Genomic DNA, 11,379 nt, shown 5'->3' with positions numbered 1-11,379 from the left:
CGAACCGGGCCTTCGTCATGCGGCCTCACCGCGGCCTCCCGCGTCCCGTCACGTCAGCACGTCAACGACGCGGGGGAGGCTGCGTCAGCGGGCGGCCTCCGTCGCGACGGCGTCGACGGAGCCGACCCACCACTGGTAGTGATCGAGCACGTCGTGCGCGATCTGTTCCTTCGTGTACGTGTCGATCTCGTACGTGCCGCCGCCGGGCACGACGACCTCGAGCTGGCACGAGGTGTCGTCGGCCTCCACCATGCGCGATCCGTACGAGGCGACCTTCACCCGTCGGATGTGCGTGAGGTAGTGGAAGTCGTCGAAACCGGGCCCCTGCGCGTGGACGGTGAGCGTCACCGTCCGCGCGACGTGACGGCTCGGATCCGCGTTCGTCTCGACGACGGCGTCGACGCCGCTGTTGCGCAGTTCGGCCGCGACCTCCTCGAGGGCCGGTTCGACGACACTCGTCATGCGCGTCTCGAGCGTGCGCAGCGAGACGGTGCCGAACTGGCGTGCCAGCCGGTTGCGCCACGAACCCTGCGTCGGCGCGGGTGGCGCCGACACGATCGACGAGCGCAGCGAAGCGCGCAGCGCGTCGCTCTGACGCCGCTCGCCCTCGAGCGCGCGATGCAACCCGATCATGACGAGCACCATGACGACCGCGAACGGCAACCCCATGACGACGGTCGCCGACTGCAGCGCCTTGATGCCGCCGACGACGAGCATCGCCACCGTCAGCAGACCGGTCGCGGCGGCCCACAGGATGCGAACCCACGGCTTCGCGTCCGTCTCCGGGTCGGGCAGCGTCGACGAAAGGTTCGCCATGACGAGCGCGCCGGAGTCGGCCGAGGTCACATAGAACAGCAGGCCGACGAACGTCGCGAGCCCGATGATGAACGTCGCGGCCGGGTACTGCTGGAGCAGGTCGAAGAACCCCGTCTCCGGTGCGTTGACGGCCGATTCGCCGAACGCCGCGTGCCCGCCCCGGATGCGCTCGATCGCGCTGTTGCCGAACATCGTCACCCACATGACGATGTAGAGGAACGGGATCGTCAGCGTGCCGGTGACGAACTGCCCGATCGTGCGCCCCTTCGAGATGCGCGCGAGGAACATGCCGACGAAGCTCGCCCAGGCGATCCACCAGGCCCAGAAGAACAGCGTCCAGCCGTTCATCCAGTCGGCGGGGTAGTCGTAGGCCATCGTGTCCATCGTCATGCCGGGGAACATCGAGACGAAGTCGCCGACGTTCATGACGGCGGCGCGCAGCAGGAACGACGTGTCGCCGAACACGAGCACCCAACCCGCGAGCAGCAGCGCCAGGATGACGTTGAGCTGGCTGAGGATGCGGATGCCCTTGTCGACGCCGGATGTCGCCGAGATCGTCGCCATGACGACGGCGAGGACGACGAGGCCGATCTGCACCGGCAGGCCCTGCGGCGCGCCGAACAGCACGTCGAGGCCGACGTTGAGCATGACGACACCGATACCCAGGCTCGTCGCGACACCGAAGATCGTGCCGAGGACGGTGGCGATGTCGACTGCGTTGCCGATGCCACCCTTGATGCGCTTGCCGAACAGCGGGTACAGCGCTGAACGGACGGCGAGCGGCAGCCCCTTGCGGTGGGCGAAGTAGCCGAGGGCGAGGCCCATCAGCGTGTACATGCCCCACCCGGTGATGCCGTAGTGGAAGAGCGTCCAGACCGTCGCCTCACGTGCCGATTCGACGGTGCCGCCCTTGCCGGCCGGCGGGTTGAGGTACTGCGTCGCCGGTTCGGCCACCGCGAAGAACATGAGGTCGGTGCCGATGCCGGCGGCGAACAGCATGCACGCCCACGAGAACGTCGAGTACTCGGGCCGGTCCGAGTCGGCGCCCATGCGCACCTTCGAGTGACGCAGCGCGATGTACGCGACGAAGACGAGCGTCGCCGTCGCGAGGAGGATGTAGAACCAGCCGAACCAGTCGCCCATCCATGCCGTCAGATCACCGAGCTGCTTCTCGGCGGTCTTGGGGGCGACGAGGCACCATCCGGCGACGAGGACGATGAAGACGGCCGTGCCGCCGAGGACGACAGGCTTGACCTTGGGGTCGACGACCTGTTCGTCCTCGACGGTGACGGTGGCGGGGCTGCTCACGGCTGCTCCGCCATCACCTTCGCGGCGCTCGGGATCTCGTCCTTGGCGTCCCAGGCGTCGTTGCGGGGGTCACCCTGGGGCCACAGCGGCATCCCAGCCTTCGCGCGGTAGACCGGCGGGTCCTGCGGCTCGAGCATCGTGTTGCCGGCGATGAGGTCGGCGGCGCGCTCGGCGACCATCATGACGGGCGCGTAGATGTTGCCGTTCGTGATGCTCGGGAAGACCGAGGCGTCGGCGACGCGCAGGCCTTCGGTGCCGTGCACCTTCATCGAGTTCGGGTCGACGCACGACATCTCGTCGGTGCCCATCTTGACCGAGCAGCTCGGGTGCAGGGCCGTCTCCGCGTCCTTCGCGATCCAGTCGATGATCTCCTGGTCGGTGGCGCAGTCGGGCCCGGGGCTGATCTCGCCGCCGTCGAACGAGGCGAACGCGGGCTGCGACAGGATGTGACGCGCGGTGCGCACGACCTCGACCCACTCGCGACGGTCGTTCTCCGTCGACAGGTAGTTGAACAGGATGCTCGGGTGCTGCTTCGGGTCGGCGTTCTTGATGCGCACGTGACCGCGCACGTCAGAGTTCATCGGGCCGATGTGCACCTGGTAGCCGTGCTCGTGGTCACCGCCGGTGCCGTCGTAGCGGACGGCGACGGGCAGGAAGTGGAACATCAGGTTGGGGTACTGGACGTCCTCGTTCGTGCGGAGGAAGCCGCCGGCCTCGAAGTGGTTGGAGGCGCCGACACCGGAGTTGAGGAACAGCCACTGCGCACCGATGTACGGGGCCTTCCACTTCTTCAGCCACGGCTGGATGGAGACGGGCTGTTTCGACTCGTGCTGCAGGTACACCTCGAGGTGGTCCTGGAGGTTCTCACCGACTCCGGGCAGCTCGACGCGCGGCGTGACGCCGGCCTCGCGCAGGTACTCGGGGTTGCCGACGCCCGAAAGCTGCAGCAGCTGCGGGGTGTTGAACGCTCCACCGCACAGGATGACCTCGCCGGCGTCGACGCTGTGGTGACGACGGCCGCCGCGCACGAAGTCGACACCCGTGACGCGGTTGCCGTCCCAGCGCAGCTTCGTGACGAACGACAGCGTCGCGATGTCGAGGTTCTTGCGGTTCTTGATCGGCCACAGGTACGAGCGCGACGCGCTCATGCGCGAGCCGTTGAACGTGTTGTGGTCGAAGGGCGCGAAGCCCTCCTGGCGGTAGCCGTTGACGTCGTCCGTCAGCGCGTAGCCGGCCTGCTGCGTCGCCTCGAAGAAGGCCTGGAACAGCGGCGACGACGCGGGGCCGCGCTCGAGCACGAGGGGGCCGGAGCCGCCGCGCCAGGCGTCAGCGCCGGCGAGCGTCGTCTCCATGCGCTTGAAGTACGGCAGGCAGTGCTTGTAGTCCCAGTCCTGCATGCCCTCGAACGATGCCCACTTCTCGTAGTCGCCGGGGTTGCCGCGCTGGAAGATCATGCCGTTGATCGAGCTCGAACCACCGAGCACCTTGCCGCGCGTGTGCGCGACGCGGCGGCCGCCCATGTAGGGCTCCGGGTCGGTCTCGTACTTGTAGTCGTACAGCGGGTTGCCCGAGGGGAACATGAGCGCGGCGGGCATGTGGATGAGCGGGTCGAACTTGAAGTCGGCGCGCCCCGCCTCGAGGACGAGGACGCTCGTGCCGGCGTCCGCCGAGAGGCGGTTGGCGAGGGCGGAACCGGCGGATCCACCGCCGACGATGACGTAGTCGTAACGCTTCTTCATGGTGTCTCTCCTGATCGTTCGATCGGTCTCGGTGTCGTGGGTGCGCTCAGGCCTGCTCGCGACCGGAGAACCAGTCGGCGGGCGCGGGGCGCGTGTTGTGCCAGATGTGCTTGGTCTCGACGTACTCGCCGAGGCCGGCCTCACCGAGTTCGCGGCCGATGCCGCTCTGCTTCATGCCGCCCCACTCGGCCTGCGGGACATAGGGGTGGTAGTCGTTGATCCAGATCGTGCCGTGACGCAAACGCTTCGCGACGCGCTCCGCGCGGCCGGCGTTCTCCGTCCACACCGCGCCGGCGAGGCCGTAGATCGTGTCGTTCGCGATGGCGACGGCGGCGTCCTCAGCCTCCTCGCGCGTGGCGCCGGAGAACGTCTCGACCGTGAGGACGGGGCCGAACGACTCGTCGTGGACGCACGCCATCGAGGCGTCGCACGCGTCGAGGATCGTCGGGAGGTAGTAGGAGCCGTTCGCGAGTTCACCCTCGCCGCGCTTGCCTCCGGTGCGCAGCACGGCGCCGTCGGCGACGGCCCGCTGCACGTAGGCGTCGACCTTCTCGAGGTGCGCCTCGCTGATGAGCGGGCCCGTCTCGGCGTCGTCGTCGAACGGGCCGCCGAGGCGGATCAGCTCGCAGCGACGCACGAGTTCGTCGACGACCTCGTCGTGGATCGACTCCTCGACGATCAGACGCGCACCGGCGGAGCACACCTGGCCCGAGTCGAGCATGATCGCGGTCAGGGCGTTGTCGATGGCGGCGGGCAGGTCGGCGTCGGCGAAGACGACGTTGGGGTTCTTGCCGCCGAGTTCGAGGGCGACCCGCTTGACCGTCGGGGCGGCCGCGGCCATGATCGCGCGGCCGGTGACGACGCCACCGGTGAAGGAGACGAGGTCGACCTCCACGTTCTCCGTCATCTCGACGCCGACGCTCGAGCCCGGGCCGAGGACGAGGTTCGCGACGCCCGCGGGCAGGCCGGCCTCGGCGAGGGCGTCCATGAGCCACATCGCGCTCTGCGGCGTCAGTTCGGCGGGCTTGAGGACGAACGTGTTGCCCGCCGCGAGCGCCGGTGCGACCTTCCACGCCGTCTGCAGCAGCGGGTAGTTCCAGGGCGTGATGAGCGAGCACACACCCACCGGCTCGGTGACGACGCGGCTCGACACGTCCGGCATGCCTGTCTCGACGACACGGCCGGCGTGCTGCGTCGTCAGCGCCGAGAAGTGGCGGAAGACACCGATGATGTCGTCCATGTCGATGAGCGACTCGGCGTAGCGCTTGCCCGTGTCCCGCGACTCCATGCGCGCGACCTTCTCCTTGTCCCGCTCCAGCAGGTCGGCGAGTTTCGCGAGCAGGGCGGCGCGCTCGGGGGCGGGCGTGTTCGGCCACTCACCCGAGTCGAACGCGCGACGTGCGGCGGCGATGGCCTTCGCCGCGTCCTCGGCCCCGGCCTCGTCGACGACGATGACCTCGCTGCCGTCGGCCGGGCAGGTGATGGTGCGCTTCTCGCCGGACGCTGCGGCGACCCATTCGCCGTCGATGTACAGGGTGTTCATTCGGCCTCCTCGTGCTCGGTGCGTGACGCAGGCGACGAGCCGGCCGCCCTGGGTGCGGGCGTCTCGTGACGTGCGCGACGCGGGTCTGGCCTGCCCGTGCGACGCGACGGGCGGGTGGCCAGAGGGAATATAACGTGCGTTATCGACACCAGGATAACGCACGTTATATTCTGGTGATGTGAACACCCGAACACCCGTGCGCGAACGGCTGCTGGACGCGGCCGACTCGCTCCTCTTCATCGAAGGTGCCTTCGCGACGCCCGTCGACACGATCCTCAAGCGCGCGGGCGCGTCGCCGCCCAGCCTCTACGCCCACTTCGGCAACAAGGAGGGGCTGATCGCCGCGGCGCTGCGACGTCGCCTGAACATCTGGACCCAGGTGTGGGACGACGCGATCGCCGCCGCCGCCGATGATGAGGAACGCCTGCTCGCGCTGTGGCCGGCGCTCGCGACCTACCAGGCGGAGCGCCTGCCCGAGCGGTGGTGCGCGTTCAGCGGGACGAGCGCCGCCATCGTCAACCCTGGCCCGGATCTGCGCGCCGTGCTCGAGGAGGAAACGGCGCTACTGCGCGACAGGCTGCTGGCGTACAGCGAACCCGTTGCAGGGGCGGCGGCGGCGCACCTGGCGTCAGCGCTCATGACGATCTACGCCGGGACGCTCGCGCTCATGCTTCGCGAACCGTACGAGGAGGCCCTCGAGGAGGGGCGACGTGCCGCCGAGATGCTGGTGCGCTCGTATCGCGTCGCGCGGGAGCGGGCGGTCTGAGATTGGAGCGCCGCTCGTGCTCGCGCGTGGGCCGGCGGACAGGGCGCGGTGACGCAGACTGCACGAGAAATGCGCATCTGCACGAGGAGTGTGCGGCACATTCCTCGTGCAGATGCGTAATTCTCGAGCAGATCCTCCGCGGCAGGGTGGGGCTACGTCAGGATCGGGCGTGGCGACCGTCAGTTCGTGGCGGGCCGCAGCGTCATGCTGATCGAGTTGATGCAGTAGCGCTCGTCGGTCGGCGTCGAAAAACCTTCACCGCGGAACACATGGCCGAGGTGGCTGTCGCACTTCGCGCAGCGCACCTCGGTGCGTATCATGCCGTGGCTGCGATCCTCGATCAGACGGACGTTGTCAGCATCGGCGGGCGCGAAGAACGCGGGCCAGCCGCATCCGCTGTGGAACTTCTCGCGGCTCGTGAACAGTTCGGCGCCGCAGGCGCGGCACGCGTAGACGCCCTCTGTCTCGGTGTCGGTGTACTCGCCACGGAAGGCCGGCTCGGTGCCGCCCTCGCGCAGGACGGCGTACTCGGCGGGGGAGAGCGTGGCTCGCCAGTCCTGCTCGGACGTCGGGGTTGTCGGGTCGCTCATCGAAGAACCTCCTGGACGAGGGCGTCGGCGCCGCCGAGTGGCGGGCCGTGGGGTGTTGAGTCATGGTTGGTGGAGCGGTGAGCCCTTTTGCTGGCGCTGGCAGCGTCCCCCGAGCAGGGGGCGGCCTGACATACGATTCGGGCCCACGTCAGCGTCAACCATGTTGGGCTCCGGTTCGTTCCCGCAGGACGCAGTCGCCGCAGACCGTGTCGCGTGAGTTGCCCGGCAGCCGATAGAGCTGACAGCAGCTGTGACGGCGAAAGCTCCCTGTCCCGATGCGGCCGTCGGTCAGTGGTCGGCCACGGGCTGCGGTCAGTGCCGTGAGGCAGGCATCGGCGATCTGTCTCACCGCCGTCGACTGGCCGGGATCGACCCTGACGACGGTGCGCGCCGCGCCATGGAGCGCCGACGCCACGTTGCCCCAGGCAATCGGAGCTGACGGCGTCAGCGCGGTCGACGTCAGTGGAATTGCCAGTCGATCGACGAGGGCGCGGGCGAAGTGATCGACGCTCGTGTTGACGGCGACGCTCGCGTCGCTGGCGGCGTGTGCGACGGGGGTGGCGAGCGCCGGCCGGGCACTCCATTCGGGGGAGAGCGCCAGCGGAAACGTGGTCGTGCCGTCGTCCTGCCAGAACAGTTGGTCGAGCGTGGGGACGCAGGCACCTCTCGAGCCCCCGGAGGGTGTATTCCGCAGCGCCGACCCGATCCACGGTGACAGCACCCGCGCGCACACCCCGAGATGCAAGACGGCGCCGAGCGCACGGACGTCGACATCATCGGAGTGAAGAGAACCGGCAGCGGCCGTCCGCTCGCGAGCTCGGTCGATCCACGCGCCCAGGGCGCCACGGGACGCGAGGTCGGCGCCGAGGGGCCGCCAATCCGCCCCCGGCGTCATGGCATCCACGCGGAAGAACGGGCCCAGGTCGGGCTCGCTCACGCGGGAGGCGGAGGGGGACGGCATGCCTCAACCCTGCCAAGGCGAGTGGGGCGAGGCAACGCGGGGCGGGCATCTGTCGCCTACGCTTCGAGCATGGCGTCCACCGCAGTGACCCTCGAGATTCCCGGCCCCGACGGCGAGGAGCGCACCGTCAGGGTGTCGAGTCCCGATCGCGTCGTCTATCCCGACGACGGGGTGACGAAGCTCGACCTCGTCGAGTATGTGCTCGCCGTGGCCGAGCCGTTTCTGCGCTGGAGCGGCGATCGGCCTGTCGCGTTGGAGCGTTACCCGAAGGGGCTGGCGGACAAGCCGTTCTTCAGCAAGAACCCGCCCAAGGGTGCGCCGAGTTACGCGCGCAGTGTGATGTGCACGTACCCGAGCGCCCGGGCGCACGAGCAGCTCGTCCTCGACGAGCCCGCGATGCTCGCCTGGTGCGTGCAGATGAACACGGTGACGTTTCATCCGTGGCCCGTGCGCGCCGAGAACAACGACAATCCTGACGAGCTGCGCATCGACCTCGACCCGCAGCCGGGGCGCGATTTCGCTGATGCCGTCGAGGCGGCGTTCGCGCTCAAGGAGCTCATGGAGTCGCTGGGGTTCACACCGTTCGTCAAGACGTCCGGCAACCGTGGCGTCCATGTGTATGCACGCATCGCGCCGACGCGGGAGTTCCTCGACGTGCGTCACGGTGTCATCGGCATTGCGCGCGAGTTGGAGCGTCGGCTGCCCGATCTGGTGACGACGGAGTGGTGGAAGGAGCTGCGCGGCGAGAAGGTGTTCGTCGACTTCAACCAGGCGAACCGCGACCGGACGATCGCCGCGGCGTATTCGCCGCGGCCGCTGCCGGGTGCGCCGGTCTCGATGCCGGTGGCGTGGTCGCAGCTGCGTGACGTCACGCCGTCCGACTTCACGGTGCGCACCGTGCCCGGCATCGTCGCTGCGGACGGTGACGCATGGGCGCGGGCGCCGGGGGAGTCGATGAACGACCATGTCGGTGACGTCGACGCGGCCATCGCGCTGTGGGACGCCGACGTCGAACGCGGCCTGCCCGAGCTGCCGTTTCCGCCCGATTACCCGAAAATGCCCGGTGAGCCGCCGCGCGTGCAGCCGAGCCGCGCCAAGAAAGACGCGCCGTGACGCCGTGGCTCGAGACCGAGCGGCTCGTGCTGCGCGAGCCGTTGGACGCCGACGTCGACGCGTGCCGCGCGAGCCCTCGGACGCCGACGTCGACGCGTGCTGGCGCATCCACGGGGATCCGCGGACGTATGCCCATCTGCCGTCGGGGCGCATGAAGGCGGCCTCCGAGGCCGTCGACCTCATCGCGTCGTGGCGCGCGCACTGGCGTCAGCACGGGTTTGGGTACGCAGCCGTCGTCGACGACACGGGCGAGGTCGTCGGTTTCTGAGGCGTAGAGCTGCGTGACCTCGGTGGCGAGCCCGTGCTCAACCTCTACTACCGCTTCGACTCCGACCACTGGGGCCCGGGTTACGCGGCCCAGGCCGCCAGCGCCGTCGTCGAATGGGCGCTGCGCCAGGGGCCTGACGCGCCGCTCGTCGCCGTCATGGCGACGAACAACCCGGCGTCAGCGCGGGTGGCGGAGCGCGTGGGGCTGTAGCTCAGCGACCGCCAGCACGATCGCGACCCGTCGAACACGTCATCTGGGAGGCGCCGCGAGCGACGTAGTCGTGCGACGCGTGCGTTGCCACGTCGAGCCCAGCGGCGAGGTTGCTCGCGGTCGCGCGATGTGATGGGCGACAGCCGTAGGGGTGCGTGGAGTATTCGATGGGGTGCGGCTCTGTGACCCAGTCAACTCTAATTGACACGCCCTGCTGCGCGACCTAGCCTCAGGGCATGCCCAAGATCAGTAAGCCCCTGCCCCAGGAACTGCGCGGAATCTCCGAGAAGTCCGTCGAAGAGGCGGCCGCGCGCATCATGGAGGGCTTCCGGGTGCAGACGCACCTGTTCACCAAGGACGAGCTCGAGGGGCTCGCCATGCTCAACAACCTCATGTCCGACACGATCAAGTGGGTCGTCGCCGAGCGTCGCGCCAAGGGCGACTCGTGGGCCCAGATCGGCGAGAGCCTCGGCATCAGCAAGCAGGCGGCGCAGCAGCGCTTCGGCAAGAAGGCCGACAAGCCCGTCGTCGACGAGAACATCGCGCTGGCGGGCTGACGCGCTCGCCTGTACACATCTGCGATCTTCGTCCATATTCACGCCGGCGTCCGTTGGGACCTGCTGGCTTGAGAATGTGGACGAAGATCGCAGATGTGGACGCAAATCGAGAAAGGAAACGGGATTCGCGAAGGGGACAGGAATCGCAGAACGGTCGTCGTCAGGGGAGTAGGGACGACGGGGGAGCGATGACGACGGGGATGCCGGGGCGCTGGGCGTGACGACGAACGGGCGTGACGGCGAACCAGGCGCGGCGGGTCAGCCGCGTCGCAGCACCTCTCCGAGGTCATAGTCGGGGGCGCGTTCAACCTGCTCGAGAGTGCAGGAAGTCGGCTCGCGGTCGGGGCGCCAGCGCAGGAACGTCACGGCATGACGGAAGCGGTTGCCCTCCAACTGATCGAACGCGACCTCGACGACGCGTTCGGGGCGAAGGGGCACGAACGAGACGTCCTTCGAGCTGCTGAAGCGTGAGCGATCCGTCTCACCGTGCGCGGCGTTGCCGTCGGCGTCGCGCACGACGAGCGGGTCGAGTTCGTCGACGAGTTCGCGCCGTCGCGCCGCCGTGAACGCGCTGACGCCCCCGACGTTGTGCAACTCGCCGTCCGCGTCGGCGAGCGCGAGCAGCAGCGATCCGACGCCATCGCCGCTCTTGTGCACGCGATAACCGACGACGACGGCTTCGGCCGTGCGCTTGTGCTTGATTTTGAGCATCGTGCGCTTGCCCGGCTCGTAGACGTCGGAGCGACGCTTCGCGACGACGCCGTCGAGCCCCGCGCCCTCGAACTGCTCGAACCAGCGACGTGCCTCGTCGGCGTCGCGCGTCGTGCGCGTCAGGTAGACCGAATCGCTCGTCGGCCACTGCGCGAACAGCGCCTCCAGACGTGCGCGACGTTTCTCGAACGGCTCGCCCATGACGTCGTCGTCGCCCTCGGCGAGCAGATCGAACGCGACGAACTGCGCCGGCGTCTCTGCGGCCAACTTCTCGATGCGCGACGCGGCGGGGTGGATGCGTGCGCTGAGCGCGTCCCAACTGAGCCGCTCATGCCCGGGCGAGCCCTGACGCAGCACGATCTCACCGTCGAGGACGACACGCTCGGGCAGCGCCAACTTCAGCGCCTCGACGAGTTCCGGGAAGTAGCGCGTCAGCAACTTCGAGCCGCGCGAGTGCAACTCGACGTCGTCGCCGTCCCGCGCGACGATGCAGCGGAAACCGTCCCACTTCGGTTCGTAGGTGAACTCGTCACCCTCCGGCACGCTCGTGACGGCCTTCGCGAGCATCGGTTGGACGGGCAGTGTGATGGGCAAGCTCATGCCACCCATTGTCGCCCCATCCGTGTCGCCGCGGCCCGTGCTTCGGCGCTGCTCCGATCCGAGATGAGGCGTCACTCATGACCATCACGACCGGAACGCGCGCAGCGGCACACCCCGGCCACGAGTGAACGAACGAGCGGTCGCCGAAACCAGAAGCGTCCCGACAGCGGGGAGGTCGGCGCGACGAACACCCTCGA

11 protein-coding genes are annotated in these 11,379 nt (G+C 68.8%); 5 read left to right on the top strand and 6 right to left on the bottom strand.

Annotated features, from left to right (window positions below):
- Positions 1-84 precede the first annotated feature (84 nt).
- The 3 genes from betT to B2284_RS03360 are packed head-to-tail and all read right to left on the bottom strand — an operon-like array spanning position 85 to position 5,406.
- On the bottom strand, positions 85-2,124 hold the full coding sequence (gene betT / locus B2284_RS03370; RefSeq protein WP_074039211.1) for a choline BCCT transporter BetT: 2,040 nt from the start codon (positions 2,122-2,124) through the stop codon (positions 85-87).
- The gene (betA, locus tag B2284_RS03365; RefSeq protein ID WP_038567914.1) at positions 2,121-3,863 is read right to left on the bottom strand and encodes a choline dehydrogenase; all 1,743 of its coding nucleotides are present in this window, start codon (positions 3,861-3,863) and stop codon (positions 2,121-2,123) included. The genes betT and betA overlap by 4 nt, the downstream gene beginning before the upstream one ends.
- 46 nt (positions 3,864-3,909) lie before the next feature.
- The gene (locus B2284_RS03360) at positions 3,910-5,406 is read right to left on the bottom strand and encodes an aldehyde dehydrogenase family protein (protein ID WP_286697189.1); all 1,497 of its coding nucleotides are present in this window, start codon (positions 5,404-5,406) and stop codon (positions 3,910-3,912) included.
- A 178-nt stretch (positions 5,407-5,584) separates the two neighbouring features.
- On the opposite strand from B2284_RS03360, the gene B2284_RS03355 reads away from it, so the two are divergent.
- On the top strand, positions 5,585-6,172 hold the full coding sequence (locus B2284_RS03355) for a TetR/AcrR family transcriptional regulator (RefSeq protein WP_286697188.1): 588 nt from the start codon (positions 5,585-5,587) through the stop codon (positions 6,170-6,172).
- Between the two features lie 179 nt (positions 6,173-6,351).
- Here the strand turns inward: B2284_RS03355 and msrB are convergent, their stop codons facing one another.
- Together msrB and B2284_RS03345 are read right to left on the bottom strand one after the other, a co-directional pair.
- Entirely contained in the window at positions 6,352-6,762 is a 411-nt protein-coding gene (gene msrB, locus B2284_RS03350; protein ID WP_038567920.1) for a peptide-methionine (R)-S-oxide reductase MsrB, read from the bottom strand.
- Positions 6,763-6,916: 154 nt separating this feature from the next.
- Positions 6,917-7,723, bottom strand: coding sequence for a hypothetical protein (locus tag B2284_RS03345; protein ID WP_286697187.1), 807 nt, complete (start codon positions 7,721-7,723; stop codon positions 6,917-6,919).
- Between the two features lie 69 nt (positions 7,724-7,792).
- On the opposite strand from B2284_RS03345, the gene ligD reads away from it, so the two are divergent.
- The 4 genes from ligD to B2284_RS03325 all read left to right on the top strand — a co-directional run bounded on the left by ligD (position 7,793) and on the right by B2284_RS03325 (position 9,871).
- The gene (gene ligD / locus B2284_RS03340) at positions 7,793-8,836 is read left to right on the top strand and encodes a non-homologous end-joining DNA ligase (protein ID WP_040014632.1); all 1,044 of its coding nucleotides are present in this window, start codon (positions 7,793-7,795) and stop codon (positions 8,834-8,836) included.
- A 61-nt stretch (positions 8,837-8,897) separates the two neighbouring features.
- Positions 8,898-9,104: a GNAT family N-acetyltransferase gene (locus B2284_RS03335; RefSeq protein ID WP_082740642.1), complete on the top strand. Its 207-nt coding sequence runs from the start codon at positions 8,898-8,900 to the stop codon at positions 9,102-9,104.
- A gap of 9 nt (positions 9,105-9,113) precedes the next feature.
- On the top strand, positions 9,114-9,314 hold the full coding sequence (locus B2284_RS03330) for a GNAT family N-acetyltransferase (protein WP_082740644.1): 201 nt from the start codon (positions 9,114-9,116) through the stop codon (positions 9,312-9,314).
- Between the two features lie 236 nt (positions 9,315-9,550).
- Positions 9,551-9,871 (top strand): hypothetical protein, encoded by a 321-nt coding sequence (locus B2284_RS03325; RefSeq protein ID WP_038567925.1) that lies wholly within the window; start codon positions 9,551-9,553, stop codon positions 9,869-9,871.
- Positions 9,872-10,129: 258 nt separating this feature from the next.
- Here the strand turns inward: B2284_RS03325 and B2284_RS03320 are convergent, their stop codons facing one another.
- On the bottom strand, positions 10,130-11,182 hold the full coding sequence (locus B2284_RS03320) for an ATP-dependent DNA ligase (RefSeq protein ID WP_074045495.1): 1,053 nt from the start codon (positions 11,180-11,182) through the stop codon (positions 10,130-10,132).
- Between the last annotated feature and the right edge of the window lie 197 nt (positions 11,183-11,379).

The sequence above is a fragment of the Dermacoccus sp. UBA1591 genome, from assembly GCF_002322065.1.
Classification (GTDB): domain Bacteria; phylum Actinomycetota; class Actinomycetes; order Actinomycetales; family Dermatophilaceae; genus Dermacoccus; species Dermacoccus nishinomiyaensis.
The sequence above is the reverse complement of the archived record's forward strand: the minus strand, read 5'-3'. Positions and strand labels throughout refer to the sequence as shown.

Excerpts from the sequence above, each read along its gene's own strand:
- betA (WP_038567914.1), bottom strand. The coding sequence starts at position 3,863 with ATGAAGAAGCGTTACGACTACGTCATCGTCGGCGGTGGATCCGCCGGT.
- B2284_RS03360 (WP_286697189.1), bottom strand. The coding sequence starts at position 5,406 with ATGAACACCCTGTACATCGACGGCGAATGGGTCGCCGCAGCGTCCGGC.
- msrB (WP_038567920.1), bottom strand. The coding sequence starts at position 6,762 with ATGAGCGACCCGACAACCCCGACGTCCGAGCAGGACTGGCGAGCCACG.
- B2284_RS03345 (WP_286697187.1), bottom strand. The coding sequence starts at position 7,723 with ATGCCGTCCCCCTCCGCCTCCCGCGTGAGCGAGCCCGACCTGGGCCCG.
- ligD (WP_040014632.1), top strand. The coding sequence starts at position 7,793 with ATGGCGTCCACCGCAGTGACCCTCGAGATTCCCGGCCCCGACGGCGAG.
- B2284_RS03325 (WP_038567925.1), top strand. The coding sequence starts at position 9,551 with ATGCCCAAGATCAGTAAGCCCCTGCCCCAGGAACTGCGCGGAATCTCC.
- B2284_RS03320 (WP_074045495.1), bottom strand. The coding sequence starts at position 11,182 with ATGAGCTTGCCCATCACACTGCCCGTCCAACCGATGCTCGCGAAGGCC.